The 20,004-nt window shown below is 72.7% G+C and carries 13 protein-coding genes, 1 tRNA gene and 1 pseudogene; 6 read left to right on the top strand and 9 right to left on the bottom strand.

The features are described 5' to 3' along the window. Positions 1-265: 265 nt before the first annotated feature. The gene (locus tag AC5R91_RS17270) at positions 266-1,939 is read right to left on the bottom strand and encodes an alpha-amylase family protein (protein ID WP_495392384.1); all 1,674 of its coding nucleotides are present in this window, start codon (positions 1,937-1,939) and stop codon (positions 266-268) included. A 160-nt stretch (positions 1,940-2,099) separates the two neighbouring features. Beyond that, positions 2,100-2,600, bottom strand: a complete 501-nt coding sequence (locus AC5R91_RS17265; protein WP_495397994.1) for a mycothiol transferase — start codon at positions 2,598-2,600, stop codon at positions 2,100-2,102. Here AC5R91_RS17265 and AC5R91_RS17260 point away from each other — a divergent pair. Beyond that, positions 2,506-3,675, top strand: coding sequence for a serine hydrolase domain-containing protein (locus tag AC5R91_RS17260; protein WP_495392383.1), 1,170 nt, complete (start codon positions 2,506-2,508; stop codon positions 3,673-3,675). The two genes, AC5R91_RS17265 and AC5R91_RS17260, sit on opposite strands and share 95 nt — an antisense overlap. Positions 3,676-4,223: 548 nt before the next feature. Next, positions 4,224-5,633: a helix-turn-helix domain-containing protein gene (locus AC5R91_RS17255; RefSeq protein ID WP_495397993.1), complete on the top strand. Its 1,410-nt coding sequence runs from the start codon at positions 4,224-4,226 to the stop codon at positions 5,631-5,633. A 27-nt stretch (positions 5,634-5,660) separates the two neighbouring features. Here AC5R91_RS17255 and AC5R91_RS17250 read toward each other — a convergent pair whose 3' ends face one another. Together AC5R91_RS17250 and AC5R91_RS17245 are read right to left on the bottom strand one after the other, a co-directional pair. Continuing rightward, entirely contained in the window at positions 5,661-6,293 is a 633-nt protein-coding gene (locus AC5R91_RS17250; RefSeq protein WP_495392382.1) for a GNAT family N-acetyltransferase, read from the bottom strand. A gap of 184 nt (positions 6,294-6,477) precedes the next feature. After that, positions 6,478-9,492 (bottom strand): nSTAND1 domain-containing NTPase, encoded by a 3,015-nt coding sequence (locus AC5R91_RS17245; protein ID WP_495392381.1) that lies wholly within the window; start codon positions 9,490-9,492, stop codon positions 6,478-6,480. Positions 9,493-10,566: 1,074 nt separating this feature from the next. On the opposite strand from AC5R91_RS17245, the gene AC5R91_RS17240 reads away from it, so the two are divergent. Continuing rightward, complete coding sequence (locus tag AC5R91_RS17240; RefSeq protein WP_495392380.1) at positions 10,567-11,952, top strand: pyridoxal phosphate-dependent decarboxylase family protein; 1,386 nt, start codon at positions 10,567-10,569, stop codon at positions 11,950-11,952. A gap of 347 nt (positions 11,953-12,299) precedes the next feature. Here AC5R91_RS17240 and AC5R91_RS17235 read toward each other — a convergent pair whose 3' ends face one another. From AC5R91_RS17235 to AC5R91_RS17220, 4 genes are all read right to left on the bottom strand, one after another. After that, on the bottom strand, positions 12,300-12,941 hold the full coding sequence (locus AC5R91_RS17235; RefSeq protein ID WP_495392379.1) for an NAD(P)-dependent oxidoreductase: 642 nt from the start codon (positions 12,939-12,941) through the stop codon (positions 12,300-12,302). Between the two features lie 407 nt (positions 12,942-13,348). Continuing rightward, positions 13,349-13,435 (bottom strand) — tRNA-Ser (locus AC5R91_RS17230). A 290-nt stretch (positions 13,436-13,725) separates the two neighbouring features. Next, a complete protein-coding gene (tadA, locus tag AC5R91_RS17225; protein WP_495392378.1) occupies positions 13,726-14,295 on the bottom strand; it encodes a tRNA adenosine(34) deaminase TadA in 570 nt (189 codons plus the stop codon). After that, on the bottom strand, positions 14,288-14,782 hold the full coding sequence (locus tag AC5R91_RS17220) for a tRNA adenosine deaminase-associated protein (RefSeq protein ID WP_495392377.1): 495 nt from the start codon (positions 14,780-14,782) through the stop codon (positions 14,288-14,290). Before AC5R91_RS17220 ends, tadA begins: the two co-directional genes overlap by 8 nt. A 439-nt stretch (positions 14,783-15,221) precedes the next feature. Between AC5R91_RS17220 and AC5R91_RS17215 the strand changes: the two genes are divergently transcribed. The 3 genes and pseudogenes from AC5R91_RS17215 to AC5R91_RS17205 all read left to right on the top strand — a co-directional run bounded on the left by AC5R91_RS17215 (position 15,222) and on the right by AC5R91_RS17205 (position 18,033). After that, entirely contained in the window at positions 15,222-16,472 is a 1,251-nt protein-coding gene (locus tag AC5R91_RS17215; RefSeq protein ID WP_495392376.1) for a MurT ligase domain-containing protein, read from the top strand. Beyond that, positions 16,469-17,259 (top strand): annotated as a pseudogene (locus AC5R91_RS17210) (type 1 glutamine amidotransferase). The gene AC5R91_RS17215 and the pseudogene AC5R91_RS17210 overlap by 4 nt, the downstream one beginning before the upstream one ends. A gap of 105 nt (positions 17,260-17,364) precedes the next feature. Next, positions 17,365-18,033: a PHB depolymerase family esterase gene (locus AC5R91_RS17205; protein ID WP_495392375.1), complete on the top strand. Its 669-nt coding sequence runs from the start codon at positions 17,365-17,367 to the stop codon at positions 18,031-18,033. 857 nt (positions 18,034-18,890) lie between these two features. On the opposite strand, the gene AC5R91_RS17200 is transcribed toward AC5R91_RS17205, so the two are convergent. Then, entirely contained in the window at positions 18,891-20,003 is a 1,113-nt protein-coding gene (locus tag AC5R91_RS17200; RefSeq protein WP_495392374.1) for a C40 family peptidase, read from the bottom strand. Between the last annotated feature and the right edge of the window lies 1 nt (position 20,004).

Genomic DNA, 20,004 nt, shown 5'->3' with positions numbered 1-20,004 from the left:
GCTGTGCCTGCTCTGAACGCTGTGCCTGCTCTGAACGTCGTGCTCGGGGGCGTCGTGGGCGCTGTTTCCCGGGCGGCTCGGCCGCGCCTCGCTCGCTCTGAGCCACCAGACCCACCCTCGCCATCTCCTCGCCACCTGCTCACGCCACTTGCCGCCTGCTCACGCCACTTCATGCCCGTTAAAGGGTGGATTAACGGGTCATCGCCGGTAAGGGAGGAAGGCCGCCCGGCCCGTGAGTCGGCCGCGGACCGGGCGGGGGCGGCGCTCAGCCTTCGGAGCGCAGCCAGTGGGCGGCGTAGGCGTCGAGGTCCAGACGCAGGCTGCCGTCGTCGTCCACGGCCCGGACGGCACCGGCCTGTTCGCCGAGCAGCTCGACGAACCGGGCGCCCGCGCCGACCTCCGGGAGCCTGAGCGTGACGTGCGCCGATGAGGCGGCGAAGTTGTGCAGGGTGAGGACGGCCCGTCCGTCGTGCTCCGTCCAGTGCGCCAGCACGGACGCGGTGTCGTGGTCGAGGGTCGCCCCGGCGCCCCAGGCCAGCTCGGGACACTGCCGGTAGCGGCGTACCAGCGCGGCCACCCAGGAGAACAGCGAGGTGGGATCGTGGCGCTGGGTCGCCACGTTGACCTTGGCCGGGCCGTACTCCCCCTGGACGACGGGGGCGGGCAGGCGGTCGGAGTCCGCGTCCGGGTCCACGGTCGAGAAGCCGCCGTTCGGGCCGTCGGACCACTGCATCGGCACCCGGACAGCCTCCCGGCCGGGGATGTCGAGGTTCTCGCCCATCCCGATCTCCTCGCCGTAGAACAGCGTCGGCGTGCCGGGCAGGGCGAACAGCAGGCTGTAGACCATGCGGATGCGGGCGGGATCGCCGTCGAGCATCGGGGGCAGGCGCCGGCGCAGACCTCGGCCGAAGAGCTGCATGTCCTCCCGCGGACCGAAGGCGGCGAACACCTCCTGGCGCTCGTCGTCGTCGAGTTTGTCGAGGGTGAGCTCGTCGTGGTTGCGGACGAAGGTCGCCCAGTGACCGTCCTTCGGCGCGGGCGGACGTTCGCGCAGCGCCTCGAGCAGCGGTGTCGCGTCGTGGCGGGCCAGCGCCAGGTAGAGCCGCTGCATGCCGGGGAAGTCGAAGCACATCGTGAGTTCGTCGCCGTCCTCGTCACCGAAGAACCGGCGGGTGTCGTCGTAAGGCAGGTTGACCTCGCCGAGCAGGATCACCTCCCCGTCGCGTCGGGAGATGAAGGCGCGCAGATCGCGCAGGTACTCGTGCGGGTCGGGCAGCTCGACGGCGTCGGCGGCGCCGTCGGTCTCCAGCAGGAACGGCACCGCGTCCACCCGGAAACCGGACAGGCCGAGCTCGATCCAGAAGCCCATGATCCGCGCGATCTCGTCGCGCACCGCGGGGTTCGCCACGTCCAGGTCGGGCTGGTGCCTGTAGAAACGGTGCAGGTAGTACTGACCTGCCTGGTCGTCGTACTGCCAGACGCTGTCCTCCTGGTCGGGGAAGACGACGTCGGACGGGCCGTCCGCCGGGGGCTCGTCCCGCCAGACGTAGTAGCCGCGGTACGGGGAGTCCCGGCTGCCGCGGGCGCTGACGAACCAGGGGTGCTGGTCGGAGGTGTGGTTGACGACCAGGTCGGCGATCACCCGGATGCCCCGGTCGCGGGCGACCAGGAGGAACTCCACCAGGTCGCCGTGGGTGCCCAGCCGGGGGTCGACGCCGTAGAAGTCGGTGATGTCGTAGCCGTCGTCCCGGTCGGGCGTCGGGTAGAAGGGCATCAGCCAGATGCAGGTGACCCCGAGTTCGTGCAGATAGTCGACCCGCTGGGTGAGACCGCGGAAGTCGCCGCAGCCGTCGCCGTTGCCGTCGGCGAAGGTCTCCACGTCCAGGCAGTAGATGACGGCGTTCTTCCACCACAGGTCGGCCGTCCGGCTCAGTCGCATTTCGCCGTACTGCCCCGCGATCAGCGGTGTATCCCCTTCGACGGAATCTTGTCGTCGTCGCCGCCGCCGCCGTCGTCGCCGTCTCTCAGTCCCGAGTGACCCGGATCGTGGCGAGCGCGGATGAGCGGCGGGGAGAAACCGGTGTGACCCGCTCGCGGCGTTACCCGAGTACTCCGGTCGCGCCGTCGGTCAGTTCCCGGACGACGTCGGCGTGGCCGGTGTGCCGGGCTGTCTCCTCAATGAGGTGGAGGTAGATCCAGCGCAATGACACCCGGCCCAGGTGGGGATGAGTGAAGTCGTCGTCGAGCGCGAACCGGGCCGCGGTCGTCCGGGACACCTCGCATGCCTGGTCGTACTCCGCCAGCAGGGTGTCGAGGGCGTCGGCGTCGGTGACAACCCAGCTCGCGTCGTCCTCACCGGCTGGGGAGGCATCGGGACCGTCCTCGGGCAGTGGGTGAAACTGCCGCCAGGACAGCCCGATCGCCGTCCCCTGTTCGCGGCCATCGCCGCCGGCCAGAAGTTGTCGGACCCTCGTCGTAGCCTCGCCGCGAGCGGAGGGATGGCGGATGACACGGAACGAGGGCGGCTCGGCGACGGCGGCCGATGCGGGTTTCGAGCGGGTCTGGCGGGTGCCGGATGGGCAGGTGGCATCCGGACGGATACCCGGGTACGTCGGCGCGCTGCGGATCGGTGGGCGGGTCGAGGTGCGTGCGGGTGGGCGGATGTCGCTCGGGTCGGCGAGCGCGCCGATGGCGGCGGACACGCGCTTCCGGCTCGCCTCGCTGACCAAGCTGACTTCGGGGGTGCTCGCGCTCGGCCTCGAGCACGACGGGCTGCTCGGCCTCGACGATCCGGTGGCCCGCTGGCTGCCGGAGGCGGCGGCCCCGCGGGTGCTGGTGGCCCCGGACGCGCCGCTCGACCGCACCGTCGAGGCGCGCCGGCCGATCACCGTCCGGCACCTGCTGACCCTGACCTGCGGCTGGGGCGCGGTGCTGGCGCAGACCCCGCTACAGGCGGAGATGCTGCGGCGGGGGGTCTTCCCTGGGCCGCTGACGCCGCGGATGTCCGCCGACGAGTTCGTCGCCAGGGTCGCCGGGCTGCCGCTGGCGTTCCAGCCGGGCGAGGGCTGGCTGTACGACACCGGCATCGACCTGCTCGGTGTGCTGCTCGCCCGCTGCGCCGGGCGCCCGCTGTCCGAGCTGGTCGCTGAGCGGATCACCGGCCCGCTCGCCATGGCGTCCACCGGGTTCTGGGAGCCGGCCCCGAGCCGGCTCGCGACGGCCTACCGGCCCGGACCCGACGGGCTGGAGGTGTTGGACGCGGCCGACGGAGAGTTCGCCCGCCCGCCCGCCTTCGAGGAGCTCAGCTCCGGGCTGGTGTCCACCGCGCCCGACGTCCTGCGGTTCCTGTGCGCGCTCGCGGACGGCGGCAGCCCGGTGCTGCCGGCCGGCGCGGTGGCGCGGATGACCGCCGATGCGCTGACCGACGCCCAACGCGGCCAGGCCCGGCCGATCGTCGGTCCCGGCGGGTCGTGGGGCCTGGGCACCGGGCTGGACGTCGAGCCCGCCGAGCCGTGGATGGCCCCCGGGCGCTGGGGTTGGGACGGCGGGACGGGAACGACCGGCCACGTCGACCCGACCCGCGACACCGTCGGCGTCCTGCTCACCCAGCGGGCGATGACCGGCCCCCTGGACGGCTTCGGTGAGTTCTGGACGGCGGTCGCCGCCACCCGATGACGCCGCTGGGCGGGTCGCTTCGTGCAGCAGGACGGCGGCCTCCAACGCGGCCAGAATCAGTCTCACCGAGCCGGGGAGCGGGAGGAACGGCACCAGGAGAGTCAGCAGCCGGATGAGACGGTGCACCCGTCTTCCACGGTTTGGCTGGTCGCTCGTGATCCGGGTCCACCCGATTCTTGTGAACAATGGCCTGGTCATGGCACCTCCGGTGGGAATAGGCAGTCCCTTTGTGGGCCCTTCGATTGGTATCACCGGGGGTGATTGGCGGAATGTGCGTTGCGTGGTTGTGAGCGCGCAGGACGATGCGCCGCAGATTTTTTGCGCGAGCGGCGCACAATCCGTTGGCGGCATGATTCCCGGGTGGCCGTCGGTCGGTCTATGATCTGCCCAGTCCGGGAGATGTGAGGCGAGCGCGTCCGGCGGAAATGCGGGGGGTGGCCGTGGCCAGACAGCATCCGGCCAGGTGCGGGCGGGACATCCGTTCGCGGCTGGCGAAGGCAGGCGTGGGCGTGCCGGAGACGGCCGACGCCGTTCATCGTCATTGCGGGGTGAGCCGGTTGCGGGCATACCGGCTGGCCTACGGCTGGACGCAACAGGAACTCGTGCGGCGGATCCGCGAGCACGAGACCGAGGCAGGGCGCAGCGATCCGCCGCTCGGGCATCAGCGGATATCGAGATGGGAACGCGGCGAACGGCCATCACCCCGGTATCTCGACGCGCTGTGCGCCGTGCTGCGCACGCGCCCGGATCGGCTCGGTTTCGGATTGGACGGCTCCGCCCACGACATCGGCCCCGCCCCGGCCGGATCGTTCTGGGCGGATTCGGTCGTGCCGGCTCAGGTCCGGTACGGGCATGCCGCGGGGCCTGATGCGCCGCCACCGGCGGTGGGAACCACCGACCTGGAAGCGCCGTGGTCCGCCGTTCCGCTTCCCGATCCCGGTAGGTCGGCGGCGGCCGTGCTGGCGCGTGCTTTGGAGCTTCGGGATGCTCTGGACCGGTCGCTGTGGGTCGAGGTGCCGGCCGAGCAGGTCGACCGTCTCGACGAGATGGTGCGTGACCAGGGATTCCGGTACCGCATGGAGCCGGTGGTCGGGATGATCGGTGACCTGTCCGTCGACCTGGCCGAGGTCGGCCGGCTGCTGGGCCGGCGCCAGCCCCTTTACCAGCAGCGCAGGCTGCGCGGCGTCGCCGCGAAGCTGGCCGGCATCACCGCCCTGTCGTTCTCCGACCTGGGGCACCGGGCCGAGATGCGCGGCTGGTTCGAGACGGCGTACCGCAACGCGAGCGAGCACGGCGCCGCGGAACTGCTCGCCTGGGTGGTGGCGAAACGGGCCAAGTCCGAGCTGGAGAACGGCGCGTCCGCCCAGCTCGTGCTCACGATCGCCGCGCGGGCGGAGGCGCTCGCCGGCCGCACTCCGAGCGCCGGAAAGCTGATCGCCGTCACGATGCAGGCCCGGGCGTTGGGCGTGCAGAAAAAGCTGCCCGACGTCCTGCGGCAAGCCCGGCAGGCGCTGGATCTGTTCGACCGACTCGACCCGGAGGCCACCAGCAGCAGCGTGCTGGCGATGAGCGAACAGCAGCTCCACCTCTACATAGCCGACGCGCTGCTCGCCGCCGGCGACTGGCGCCGCAGCCTGCCGCACTTCGACCGTGCGGTGCGCCTGTTCCCGCCGGGTGAGCCACGCGACCCGGTGCTCACCCGGATCAGCCAGGCCGGAGCGCTGATCCTCGGCGCGCAGGTCGACACCGGCTGCGAGCAGATCATCCGGGAACTGACCGGAATCGCGGAACACTGGCGCAGCCCGCTCGTGCTGCGCTGGGCCATCGACGGGCTACGACGCGTGCCCGAGCGGTACCGCGGCCAGTCCACCGTCCGCGAGCTGCGGGACCTGATCGCGACCCTCACGCCGATCGGGTCGATGGGGCCGATCGGACCGGTGGCGGCGATCGAGTTGTGAGCTCGGCGTCCCGCTGGATCTCGCCGGCTAGCCGACGGACCGGGCGCTGTCCGAGCTGCGCGCGGCGGGGCTGTCCCGCTCCCTGGGTAAGGCCCGGTCGGCGGTCGCGGTCCGGGCGTACCATTCCTGCCGGCTCATCGCGTAGACGTTGCTGGCCAGCCACGGGCCGACGTCGGCGATCCCGCGGAAGGTCATCCCGAGCCGGTGGGCGATCGCGTTCATGCCGGCGTTGTCCCGGTGCGTCGAGGTGATCAGCTCGTCCACCGTGAGCCGTTCGAAGCCGAATTCCAGCGACGCCCGGACCGCCTCCGTACCGAGCCCCTGACCCCAGTGGTCCCGGCGGATGGACACGGCGACCTCGATCCCCGGCCAACCGTCGGCGAAATAGGCTCCGGCCCGGCCGAGGAACTCCCCGCTGCCCCGTTCCTCGACCGCCCACATGCCGTGACCGTGGATCGTCCACATGCCGATGAGATGGGTGACGAGACGCTCCGTGCCGGCCAACCCGAACGGGCCGTCGAGATAACGCATCGTCTCCGGGTCGGCGTTCATCGCGGCGTACGGGTGCAGATCCTCGGGACGCCAGCCGCGCAGGATCAACCGGGAGGTGATGACGGTCGGTATCTCGATCCGGGTGGGCAGGCCGTATGTCAACGTCATGTAAATGATGGTCCGCTGACGGGCACCGGTCGGGAAGCACCCGGTGCGACCGATTCACCGCGCCCTGTCGCTGATTTTGTCCGGTATGGGCTGGATCGGTATTGGCGGTTGGTCGAAAGAGGGAGGTCCCGGTCCCGCGGCCGGTCAGGTTCGGCGCCGGCGCGACGGATCGCGAATCGGCGGGTCATCGCGCGCAGGTGGGGCGGTAGGGGACACCGGGCAGGTAGAACTGCCAGGACGAGGCGTCCAGCCCGCCCCCGGCCTCGGCGCAGGCAGCGGTGACCACCTGTTGCCGGGAGGCGTTCACGGTGGACACCCGCCACAGCCGGAGCATCCCGTCGTTGCCGCCCGAGGCCAGCACCCCGCCGCCTCGGGAGAAGGCGAGCGAGAACACCGCGTGGGTGTGTCCCGTCAGTGGCAGCCCGATGGGGCGCAGGCTGGGCGCCGGCAGATCGCGGCCGTCGCGGGCGGAGGTGTCCGCCCCGTCGCCGGCCCGTCCTTCCCGTCCCTCCCGTCCTTCCCGCGCCGGGTGAACCTGGGTTTTCTCGTTCTCGCTCGCGCAGGCGTCGAGGTCCGCGCGGCCGATGCGGTCCGCGATGTCGGCGGTGGCGGGAGGAAGCCGGGCGGCGGTGCGGGCGTCCCACAGGCGCACGCCGCGCCCGGAGCCGACGGCGAGGATGCTGCCGTCGGGGGAGAACCTGACCGCCCGCGCCTCCCCGGGGCCGGCGGGCAGCCAGCCCAGAAGGCGGCGGTTGCCGGTCCCGTCGCCGACGGACCACAGGCTGACTCCGCCGAGCTCCTCGCCGACCGCCTCGACGGGGGCGACGGGGGACCGGTCGACGCAGGTGTCGACCGGTCCGAGGGCGGGGGCCGTCCGGCCGTCCGGCTGCGGCCGCGCCGAGTCGCCGATGTCCCAGGCCATCCGGGTACGGTCGAAGCCGGTCGCGACCAGCCGCCGCCCGTCCGCCGAGAACGTCACCGCGGTCACCAGGCTGTGCAGGCCGGTCAGCGGCGGCCCGACGCGCCGAGGCTGATCCGGGCCGGCCGCGACCGACCACAGCAGCACCGATGCGTCCGCGCCGCCGGTGGCCAGCAGCTTCCCGTCGGGGGAGAACGTCACGGCGGTGACGGGGCTGCCGTTGGCCAGCGCCGTGCGGCCGCTGGCGAGGGTCTGGAGGCGTTCCTGGCTGGCGGCGTCCGGATGCACCGCCCAGGCGGCGAGCGACAGCCGCAGCGCGCGGATCCGGTCCGTCGCGCTCACGTCGTCCGCCCTGGTCAGCAGGGCCTGGGCGATCACCGCCTGCTGGGCGCGCTCGGCGGCGTGCTGCGCCTGCCGGGCGGAGACGCCCTGCCAGCCGGCGGTCGCGGCGCCGGCGAGCGTCACCGCGAGCAGGCCGGCCAGCACCGCGATCGTCCGGCGCCGGCGGCGGCGCTCCCGACGGCGCGCCGCCTCGACGCGGCGGTTGCACTCGGCGAGGAACCTGCGTCCGATGTTGTTGAGGTTCACGACCGGCCGGCCGCCTGCACGGAAGCGGTCGTAGGACCCCCACAGGATGGTCGTGGCGGCGGTGAGCCGGTCGACGTCCCACAGCGGGCCGCCGTGTTCCCAGGCCGCGGCGGCCCGCTCGACCTGCCCCTCGCTGAGCAGCGCGGCCTCCCGCTCGCGGATCGCCGAGTCCAGCGGCTGCCAGACGGAGAGCAGCGCCTCGTGGACGACGCCCACGCCGGCGCCGCCGAGGCTGTCGCTGGCCGTCGACAGCAACCGCTGCTCCACGAAGACGCCGAACGCGGTGCGCATGGCCTCCGACGGCAGCTCCGCCACCTCTATGCGGCGCCGGGTACGCCGGCCCCCCTCGTCCAGGGTGGCGAGCTCCGCCATGCCGGCGAGGATCTCCTCCCGGGGCAGGCGGGCGGCGGCCACCGCCTCGTCGAGCACGGCGTCCGCCCGGCGCGCCAGCGCCCCGCGCACCCCGCCGAGCTCCTCGTAGCGCTGCGCGGACAGCCGTCCGCCGCGGGTCTGGTTGCGGGCCAGCTCGTGCAGGGTGAAGGCCAGCAGCGGCAGCGCCTCGCCGCCGTCGGTGTCGGCGACCATCTGGCTGACCAGCTCCGGCTCCACCGACAGCCCGGCGACCCGGGCCGGCTCGGTGATCACGACGCTGAGCATGTCGCGCGCGAGCGGCCGCAGCGGGAAGGCGTGCAGGTGGGTGCCGTGCAGCTCGGGCAGCGCGAACAACTGGTCCTGGAACTCCGACCGGACCGCGATGACGACCCGGATGGGGCCGTCGAGCCCGCGGGAGAGCACCCCGGCGAACTGGGCCCGCTCGGCGGCGTCCGCGCGGGTGAACAGCTCCTCGCCCTGATCGACGACGAGCAGCAGCCGGTCCCGGTGCTGGCCGTAGCCCGCGCTCAGAAGTTCCTCGGCGAGCCCGACCAGGGCGCGGTCGTCAGCGGCCAGCCGCTGGTGCACCTCGGCCGGATCCCAGCGCAGCCCGACGCGGATCGCCGTCTGCGCCAGCGCCAGCGCCAGCTTGCGGGTCGGGTCGCGGCCCGGCAGGAACGGATCGGCTACCTCCCAGCCGGGCTCGGCCCCCAGCCGCGCCGTCAACCCCGCGGTGACCAGCGACGACTTGCCGCACCCGGACCCGCCGACGACGAGCAGCAGCCGCCGGTCGCTCAGCGCGCGCAGCCGGTGGGCCAGCCGCCGAAGCTCGTCGGCGCGCCCGTAGAAGACGCGCGCCATGTCCCGGGTGAACGGCCGCAGCCCCGGGAACGGCGAGCGGTCCCACGCCCAGCCCAGGCCCCCGGCGGCGTCCACCCGCCGCAGCGGGCCATCCAGATCGCCGATCCACCCGCTGTTGTCGACGACGGCGACGTGCTGGCGGTCGTCGAGCAGGGGCGAGGCCACCCCTGCCTGGGCCCGCAGCGGCAGCAGCAGGCTCCCGACCTCGTGAGCGATCCCGATTTCGTAGGCGCACCAGGGGGAGGTGTTGTATGCCTCGGTCACGACACAGATGACGGCGTCCGCGGCCCGCAACTCCTGGTGCAGGCGCTCCTTCCAGACCTCGCCCGGCCGGATTCCCGTCCGGATGTCGCGGGCCAGGAATGCTCGATGGCCGAGATCGGCCAGCGTGCGGTAGATCCGGTCGGCCAACTCCGCGTCCGAGCTGGCGTGGCTGACGAAGACGCGCGCCACTCTCATCCCCAGTAATCGCCGCGCACATTGCCGTGCAAACGCGGTAGGGCGTCGATACTACCGCCCCCGAGTACCGCACGGCCGGTACAAATACGGGTTCGCGGCAGGCGGCGGCCAACCGGTCGCGGGGAAAATCTCGGAATCGACCCGCCGGCGGCGGAGTATTAACTTAAGCGCGGATGAACAGATGGTGGAGCTCGGGGAAATGATGGATAACGGGACGCCGGGGTCGGTTATCCGTCGCCGAGCCGGCCCGCCCGCGAGCCATCTCCACCGCCATGCCCGCCGCCTCGCCGCCTCGCCGCCTCGCCCGCCGTTGCCGCTGTCGCCGCCGTCCCGGGCGGCGAACGTGGTCAGCGAGAGGGTGTTGCCGTCTGGGTCCGTGAACCCCGCCGTGCCGCCCCGCCCCGCCGTGCCTGCCTCGCCGTGCCGCCCCGCAGTGCCGCGCGCCGCCGGATGCGGCGTGCGGTGAGCCGGCGGCCGCGTAGTGGTGGCCGTCACCTGATCTCACGACGCCGCCGCACCCGGGCATGGCGCGGGCCACCCGACGCCCACCCCCGTGCGGGCGCGCCGCGAAATCGCCTTCGCGGCGGCGCCTCCTACGAAGATTGCCCCGCCATACGGCACCTGTCCCTGCCCCGCACGGGGGACGCGGCCGATAATCCGGCGGCCCGGCCGCACACCCGGGCACCGTTCATGGCATGCTCGGTTTCCGACGGCAGAGGCAAGCGCCAGCCGGCCCGGATCGGGTCGATCGGTGGGGCTTCTCGCCGGTTACGGTCCGCCGTCGTGGATGTTGCCGGTTTTGCCGTCGTGTTGACGTGAGTCCTCATCGTGGAGGTTTGTTGTGAAGCGTGTCGGAGCGATTGTTCTGCTGGTTGCACTCGTCGGTGGCGGCTTCCTCTTCCGTCGGCAGCGCGGCAAGCAGGACGCATAGGTCCGCGCCGCGTCGGCGCCGATCGGCGGAATCCACCGCGCGCCTCGATGAGGCACGGCAATCGGTCCCGCCGGGTTCGGTTGTGATCGGATCGCCGTTTCGGCGGTTGCCTGTCGAGCAACGTGGCGTGGGACGGTCCGTACGTGCATCAGTTTGACGCCGAGACGGCCGATCTCCTGCAGGCGATCTTCGACTTCACCGGGGTCCGCCTCGGATTCGATCCGGTTCCCCTGGACGGTCCGGCGACGCCGGCGGAACTGACCGCCAGGGCCGGCCGGACGATCACGGCGGACGGGATCGGCGGTCGCCGAGCCCTGGAGACCTTCGACGAGGTGCTCTCGCGCGCCTGTATCTCGGCGGACCATCCGCGCAACCTCGCCTTCATCCCCGCCGCCCCGACCCGGTTGTCGGTGCTGTTCGACGTGGTGGTCGGCGCGTCGTCCATCTATGCCGGAAGCTGGATGGAGGGTGCGGGCGCGGTCCACGCCGAGAACGAGACGCTGCGTTGGCTGGCCGACCTCGCGGGCCTGCCCGCCACGGCCGGTGGCGTGTTCGTGCCCGGTGGCACGGTCGGCAACCTGTCCGCGCTCGTCGCCGCCCGCCAGGCCGCCCGGGCGAGGCTGGTCGCCGAGAGCCGGCCGGTGCCGGCGCGCTGGCGCTTCGTCTGCGGGGCGGAGGCCCACTCGTCGCTCTACCAGGCGGCAACCGTGCTCGACGCGGACATCGTGGCCGTGCCGACGGGGGAGGAGGGCCGGCTCACCGGCCCGCTGCTCGCCGCTGCGCTCGACGACCTCGCCGGACAGGGCGAACCTGGCGCGCCCGACGGGGTCTTCGCCGTCGTGGCGACTGCGGGGACGACCCAGTTCGGCATCGTCGACGATCTGCGGGGCGTGGTCGACGTCGGTCGCGACCGCGGTCTGTGGGTGCACGCGGACGGTGCCTACGGCCTGGCGGCGCTCGCCGCGCCCTCGGCCCGGCCGCTGTTCGACGGGATCGCCGACGTGGACTCGTTCATCGTCGATCCGCACAAGTGGCTGTTCGCGCCGTTCGACGCCTGCGCGCTGATCTACCGCGATCCCGCCCTGGCCCGGGCGGCGCACGGTCCGCAGCGGGCCGGCTATCTCGACGTGCTCGACTCGGCCGCCAACTGGAATCCGTCCGACTACGCCATCGGGCTGTCCCGACGGGCTCGTGGGCTGCCGTTGTGGTTCTCCCTGGCGGCGCACGGCACCCGGGCCTACGCCGAGGCGATCGAGACCACGCTGACCACGACGCGGGCGGCGGCGGCGCAGATCGCGGCGCGACCCGAGCTGGAACTCGTCCGCCCGGCGGAGCTTTCCGTGGTGGTGTTCCGCCGGCTCGGCTGGCGGGACGCCGACTATCACCGGTGGAGCGACAACCTGCTCCGCGAGGGATTCGCCTTCGTGCCGCCCACCCGGCACGACGGGGAGACCGTCGCCCGCTTCGCCGTCGTCAATCCGCGCACCACCCCGGCCGACATTGAGGCCATTCTGAACACGATGGCCTGACCGCGATCGCGAGTTGCGGTGTTCGGCGCCGGAAACCGTCTGCGGTATGCGGTGCCGGAAACCCGCGGCTTGTGCTCCGCGATCCCGTGGCCCACGTCTGCACCGGGCCTGCACCGGGCCTGCACCGGGCCTGCACCGGGCCTGCACCGGGCCTGCACCGGGCCTGCACCGGGCAGAGTCGGGCGGCGCGAGTCCTTTCGACCCGCGCCGCCCAGGCGTGGCGACCGGCGGGCAGCCGTCGCCTTCCACCGCCCGGCATCGTCGGCGGTCCGGCGTCGGCGGCGGTGAGCCGGCCGGTGCCACGCTTCAACCCTGGCTTCGCCCGGGCTGCCTTTCAGTCGGGAAGGTCAGTTGCCCACCGTGAAACGACGGTTGCGGTTACGCGGCTTCTCGACCTCGTCGACGACGGCGATCGCGAAGTCCTCGTGGGAGATGCCCATCTCGCCCTGAGCGTCCACCACGGGCCGGTCGTTACCGGTGCGGTAGGCGCCCCGACGCTGCCCCTGGCCCAGGTTGCGCGGCGGCGGAGCGATGGCCGCCCAGCGCACGTTGCGCGCACCCCGGTACACGTCGAGCGCGTCCACCTGGTCGAGCGCGTCCTTGCGCTCGGCGGCGGGGAAGTCCGGGCTGTCCACGAGCCGCTGGCCGTTGTCGTCCTCCAGAGTGCCGCCGCTGGAGACGTGCAGGACGGCCGGAGCCTGGTCGCCGATGCGGGGCAGGACGTCGACGAGGGTACGCGCGGCGTTCGCGTGCACCGGACGGTCGACACCACCCACCGCCACGACGATGGCGTCCGCCTCCTGCGCCAGGCGCTGCACGGAGTCGCGCGACGTGACGTCGCCCTCGACCCCGTTGGCCTTGCGCGGAAGCTTCTTCACGCGGGCCGCGTCGACCTCGACCGCGGTGACCTCGTGTCCCCGTCGAATTGCTTCGTCGGTGATGCGGCGCCCGATCTGACCACCGGCACCAAAAATGACGATCCTCGCCATGCCATTGCCTCCGACTCACCGGTCGTGCAACTGATGGATAGTCGTGCGTGTGATGAATGACGTCGTCGCCCCATCGCGCCGGCGCCATGGTCAGTAAGTGAATTACTGTCCGCGCTGACTATTTCACGCTCCGCAGCCGCTGCAAGTTGACGTCGACCGACGCAGCCCTGAGGTCGCCCGAGTCGGGTGGGCGAAAAGGGATCGGGCCGCGCGCCTCGCATTCAGGGCGCCGCGATGGAGCGTTCCGACACCTCCGGGACATGACCCGCATTGCACTCAGGGTGTCGCATCGGTTCGGGGGTGTTGGGCTGCGCTCGGAGGGCAGCCGAGAGCAGAAGTGAGATCAAGACGACGAAGCCGGGCCGACGTGGTGAGCGTCGGACCCGGCGTTCTGCCTGGCACACGGGCGGTGGAGGTGGGATTTGAACCCACGGAGGGGTTGCCCCCTCACACGCTTTCGAGGCGTGCGCCCTCGGCCACTAGGCGACTCCACCGTAGGCGAGCTTACCGGACGTCTCGTCGGTCCGGTTCGCGGGGGTCGTCAGGCCGGTCCCAGGGACTCGCCGCCGCCGGCTGGGCGTCGGCGTGCGGTTCCGCGGAACCGCGCCACGCGGGGCCGACGGCTCGCGCGTCAGCGGCGGATGCGTGGGAGAGCGCCCACCTGGTTCTTCCACAGGGTTCGGCGTCCGATTTATCCCTGTGGAAGAGACAGGAGGCGCCGCTCCCATGCACACCGCCGACGGGCCGACGGGCCGACGGGTCGACGGGTCGACGGGCTAACGGGCTAACGGGCGGGTGGGCGGCGGCGGGCGGCGAAGAAGTCGGCGAGCAGGGCGGCGCACTCGGCGGCGCGGACGCCGGAGATGACCTCGGGGCGGTGGTTGAGGCGGCGGTCGCGCACGACGTCCCACAGCGAGCCGACCGCGCCGGCCTTGTCGTCGACGGCGCCGTAGACGAGCCGGTCCACCCGGGCGAGCACGAGGGCGCCCGCGCACATCGTGCACGGCTCCAGGGTGACCACGAGGGTGGCGCCGGACAGCCGCCAGGAACCGACCCGCGCCGCCGCCGCCCGCAGCGCGATCACCTCGGCGTGGGCGGTCGGGTCGCCGTCGCGTTCGCGGGCGTTGCGGCCCTCCCCGAGCACCGCGCCGTCCCGGGCGATCACGACCGCGCCGACCGGGACGTCACTGTGCTCCGGCGCCAACCGTGCCTGGGCCAGCGCGAGGCCCATCGCCGCCCCGTGGTCGGGCCCGCCCGCCGGGCCATGGCCGTTCGCTGTGTCGTGGCCGTTCGCTGCGCCGCGTTCGGTGGCTGTGCTGTGGTCGGGCCCGCCCGGTGGGGCGGGATCAGCCACGGGCGTCGTCGAGGATCTCGCCGGCGCCGGCGCGCTCGCTCAGGGCGCTGATCAGGTCGGCGGGCAGCATGCCCTCCTCGCCGATCAACTCCAGCAGCGCCTCCTCGGAGGTGCCCAGGTCGACGAGCACGTCGAGGTCGCCGACCGGGGCCGCCTGGGTCAGCGCGGAGGTGTCGTCGTCCTCGTCGTCCTCCGTGGCCAGGCCCGCCATCGACGGCAGGGCGTCGGCGAACAGGCGCTCGGCGAGCTCGGAGGTGATCAGGACCCGGCGGTCGGAGAGGAAGACCTTGGGGTCGGGTTCGTCGGCGCCGACCCGGACGATCGCGAGGTACTCGTCGTCCTCCTCCAGGAAGGCCACGATGGTGTCGTCACCGAAGTCGCGCATCGTGTCGGTGAGGGCGTCCAGATCCTCGGCGCCCGCCGGGTCCAGATCGTGCACCGACCAGCGGCCGTGGTCCCGTGCGATCGCGATTGCCTTCGTCGTCACTGTGCGCCCTCACGTCCCTTCTGCAACCGCGTGGTCCCTGGCGCCCGGCCGCTGCCCGGCCGGGGTCCCGGGCCCCGCGCGGCCCCGGCCGGATCGGTGGCCGGCCGTGCGTCGCCTGTGATTCTCGTCCCGAGGGCCGGCCTTGGGTATTCCGGTTCACCCCGTCGGGTGAGTTCTACCGCGACGCCGGGTTGATTCCCCCATGGTGGTCCGGTTGGCACTCGTTCGCACACCGGGCGGTAACACGGAAGTTCCGTCGGCGCCGGCCGGACGGTCACGCGGTTTGACCTGCGGCGACGGCGTCAGGCGTGCAGACTCGGCCACGACGGGGGCGACGGTGGTTCGCCGCCGGCGGCAGCGGCGCCGATCGGGATGTAACCGAACGGAAGCGGGGGTGGTCTTCGTCTCCCGGCACCCTCGTGGCACTGTAGAAAGCGCGATGACGACATCATTCCCGCGCAGGTTCACCGCCCGGACCCAGGCCGCGCTCGCCGTCGAACGCCTGGCGGCCGAGGCGTCACGCCGTCTCGGCCGCGGTTCGGGGGAGATGATCGGCGGCAAGCTCGCCCTGCGGGTCTCCCCGGGGGCGCTGGCCGAGGTCGGTTCCCACCGCCGCACCGCCTGCGTGTCGGGCACCAACGGCAAGACGACCACCACCCGGCTGCTCGCCCGCGCGCTGGGCACCCTCGGGCCGGTGAAGTCGAACAGCGGGGGGGCGAACATGGCGCCCGGCGTCCTCGCCGCGCTCTCGCGACCCCCGTTCGACGCCGCCGCCGCCCTGGAGGTCGACGAGATCTGGCTGCCGAAGGTGGCCAGGGAGATCCTGCCGCGGGTCGTGCTGCTGCTCAACATCAGCCGCGACCAGCTCGACCGGTCCAACGAGACCCGGCGCATCGCGTCGATGTGGCGGGAGCTCGGCGCCGAGCTGCCGGACGCCACGGTGGTCGCGAACGTCGACGACCCGCTGGTCGCCTGGGCGGCGGCCGGCTGGCGGCGGCAGGTGTGGGTGTCGGCCGGCCAGAACTGGACCGCCGACGCGATGGTCTGCCCCCAGTGCGCCCGCCTGCTGCACCGCAACGAGGCCGGCTGGTGGTCCGAGTGCGGGCTGGCCCGGCCCGAGCCGATCGTCGCGGTCACCGGGCCCCGGGAGCTGCTCTGGTACGGCCGTGCCATCTCGGCTCACCTCGACCTGCCCGGCCGGGTCAACCTCGGCAACGCGGCGATGGCTGCCGCCGCGGCCCGCGAGCTCGGCGTCGAGGTCGAGGCGGCGCTGGCCGCCATGGCCGGCCTCGGCGACGTACAGGGCCGCTACCAGGAGGTCGTCCTCGGCGAGCAGGGCCGTCGCGGCCGGCTGCTGCTGGCGAAGAACCCCGCCGGCTGGGTGGAGATGATGGAGCTGCTCGCCGACGCGCCGCCCCGGCCCGTCGTCATCGACTTCAACTCGCAGACCGCCGACGGCCGGGATCCGTCCTGGATCTGGGACGTCCCCTTCGAGCGCCTCGCCGGCCGGCAGGTGCTCGTCACCGGCGGGCGCAAGGAGGACATGAGCGTGCGGCTGGCCTACGCGGAGGTGCCGCACAGCGTGCACGCCAGCGCCGAGGACGCGGCGCTGGCGGCCAACGAGAAGGTGGTCGACGTGGTCGCCAACTACACGGCGTTCCGGGATCTGCTGGTCCGGAGTTCCCGGTGAGGCGCGGCTCGGCGACCCGGATCGCGCTGATCTACCCCGAGCTGCTCGGCACCTACGGGGACGGCGGCAACGCGATCGTCCTCGAGCAGCGGCTGCGCTGGCGGGGTCTGCCGGTCGAGGTGGTCAGCGTCCCCGCCGGCTCGCCGGTGCCGGAGAGCTGCGACATCTACCTGCTCGGCGGGGGGAGGACGCCCCGCAGGTCCTCGCCGCCGACGGCATCCGCCAGAACCGGGCGATCGTGCGCGCGGTGGGATCGGGGGCGGCCGTGCTCGCGGTCTGCGCCGGCTACCAGGTGATCGGCGCGACGTTCCCGTCGGGCGGGGAGATCCACGAGGGGCTGAACCTCGTCGACATCGAGACCCGTCGCTCGTTCGCGCCACCCGAGACGCCGCCGCCCGGACGGGCCGTCGGTGACATCGTCGTCGAGCCCGATCCGCGCCTCGGCCTACCCACCCTGTACGGCTACGAGAACCACGCGGGGCGCACGAGGCGGCTGCCCGGGGCCGGCGGCTTCCCGCTGGGGGTGGTGCGCCGCGGGATCGGCGACGGCGACGGCGGTACTGACGGTGGTGGTGGCGGTACTGGTGGTAGCGCCGGCGGCGGCACCGATGGCATCGTCGACGGCCGGGTCATCGGCACCTACCTGCATGGGCCGGTCCTGGCGCAGAACCCGGCGCTCGCCGACCTCCTGCTGACCTGGATCCACGGCGAGCTCCCGCCGCTGGACGCCCCCCGGGAGGCGCAGGTGTTGCGCGAGGCCCGCAGTCGCGCGCTCGCCACCCCCTGACCCGGACGCCGGTCCCATGACCCGCTCGGTCACGTGGCCGCCTCGGACGAAGGAGTAGGTCCGAGCGTCATCTGGTCGCCCGTTTTCGGCGTTTCCCGGCTACCGGTGTGGTTCGGTTGGATCGTGGCGTCGAATCCCCTTGCCGGCTGGTGGGGCAAGAACAAGCGAACCGTACTCATCGTCGGGGTCGTCATCGTCGTGCTCTGGGTTTTCGTCGAGCGCGGCAACGGCCCGAAGACCAAGCGCGTCAGCATGCCCAAGGACTACGGCTCGGCCGACCGGGAACTGCTCGTGCACGCCCCGTCGAACCCGAAGGATCCGATCCCGCTGGTGCTGATCCTGCACGACGACAACGTCGACGCCAAGACCCTCGACCATGACAGCGCCGCCGGCTCGGTGGCGAACGCCCGCGACTTCGCGGTCGCCTATCCCGAGGCGGTCGGCGGCACCTGGCGGATCGACTCCCCGGACGGCGCCGACGCGAAGTATCTGCGCGACGTGGTCAGCTACGTCTCCGCGAAGAAGACCAAGGTCGACCCCAACCGGATCTACGTGTGGGGCGTCGGCGAGGGAGCGCGGCTCGCGTTGAGCGTCGTCTGCGGCGGCGCCAAGCCGATCTTCGCGGCCGTCGGCGTGGTGGGCCAGTTCACGCAGGAGCCGCAGTCCGCCTGCCCAGGTCGGGCACCGGAGGCGAGGGTCGCCGAGACCAAGTGGAACAAGAAGGTCAGCGAGACGCTGTGGACGGCCTCCGCCAAGCACCACCTGGGAGCCTGAGCCCGAGAACCTGAGCCCGAGAAACTGAGCCCGAGTCCGAGAACCTGAAGCGGGGCCCGGGCCCGCCGATCGACCGACCGCTGGCCGCCGAGGCCGGGCCCGGGCCCGGGCCCGCCTGACGAGGCGTCCGGTGGCGGCCCTCCACGGCCTCCAGCGGCCGCGTACGCGCCCGGGACGGGTGGGTAGAAGCACAGAAGGGAAGAAGCCCGCCGATGCCACCGGGAGGGGGGTAGCGGCATCGGCGGACCTCAGCGGCCGGATGGAACCCGAGGGCCCGCCGGCCTCCCGCTGCGGATGGGGGGGGAATCCGAGGGAAGGCCGGCGGGGTCGGGGGCCTTCCGGCCGGACGGACGTCAGATGGGGGGGAGATCTGACGTCCGTCCGGCCGGAAGGAGGCGTTGCCCGGCTGGCGCTGAAGCGAGGTCGGGTCGGTGCTGCCGCGAGCGGTGTCAGGGCCCGCGTACTGGAGCTGGTCCCGGCTCGGCCGGGACCACGACGCCACAGGATTTCGGACGCGCGGAGCGGGTGCAGGTGCGGGTGGTCCGGCGTTATCTCGGCGTCAGCCGCGTCGTGGAACTGCGTCCGGGGCAGCGGCGATGGTGACCCGGACGGGTCGGCGATGCGCGCCTTCCGCCTGCCGGGGGGAGCAGGCCCGGCGGGGCGGGCATGACGGGATGCGGAACGCTGGGTCGACCGATGACTGCCCAGCAGTCTGACCGCACGCGCGACCGGAGGGGGAGGCCGCGTCGCGGTCGGCTCGAGGCTGGACGGGCTTCGTCGCTCTTCCAGCCGAACGAGGTGACCACCGGATGGCCGGCGCCTGCGCCGCAGGGCACGATGCGCTGGCGTGGACGCTCTTAGACGCGTCCGACGTAGTAGGAGGTGGTGTAGATCGACTGGAGCTTCACGACGCTGCCGGTGTGCGGGGCGACCCACATCTTGCCGTTGCCGGCGTAGATGCCGACGTGGTAGATGTCCCCGGGCGAGCCGAGGAAGATCAGGTCGCCGGGCTGCTTGTTGTACTGCGACACCCGGGTGGTGGCGGCGAACTGGGCGTCCGTGGTCCGCGGCAGGCTCTTGCCGAGCTGCTTGAAGACGTACTGGACCAGCCCGGAGCAGTCGAACGAGCTCGGGCCGTCGGCGCCGTAGACGTACGGCTTGCCCGCCTGCAGGGAGGCCAGGTAGACGGCCTTCGCGCCGATCGAGCTGGACGGAACCGGCACGGACACCTGGGTGGAACCGACAGAGACGCCGCCGGCGAGGCTGCCCAGGCGGGAGGCGACGCCGGCGAGCTGGGCGGTCCGCTGCGGGCGCACGTTCAGGGTCGCGTCGTTCACCGAGTGGGCGGACTGCAGGGCGTCGGTGCCGTCGAAGATCGCCGTGACGTTCGTCGTGGTGAGCACCCGCGCCGTGTAGGACGCGTACCCCTGCGCGTTCGTCTGCAGGTGCTTGAAGGTGGCCCACCCGGTGGGGAGCTTCACCTGCACCTTGACGAGCTGGTTCGCCAGCGGCTCGTGGGTGGCCTCGTTGTACAGCGAGAAGCCGATGTCGACCGGCTCGTCCGCGTTCACGGTCACGTTGGGGTTCGTCACCCGCAGGCCGACCTGGACCTTGCCGGCCAGGGGCGGGGCGTCGAGGCCGTTCGTCGCGCCGAGAGTGATGCCCGAGGAGCTGTGCTCGCTGACCGCCGCCGCGGCGATGCTGCCACCGAGGGCGGCATGCGAGCCGATCTGCGCGGCGAGGGTGATCGGGGCGGTGTTCGGCGACTCTTCCAACGCCGTGTCGGCGTGGACATCGGTGGCGCAGCCGGCCAGGGCCACTCCGGAGACAGCGACGGTCCCGGTGGTCATCGCGGCGAAGGCGCGAGCACGGGCCCGGCTACGGGCGACCGGCGGCACGGACTGGGCGCGGTGACGGCCGCGACCGGCGACGCGCGAATCTTCGTCGAGCTGCACGCTTTGCGCGGACAAC

The sequence above is a fragment of the Frankia sp. BMG5.60 genome, assembly GCF_059428125.1.
The sequence above is the reverse complement of the archived record's forward strand: the minus strand, read 5'-3'. Positions and strand labels throughout refer to the sequence as shown.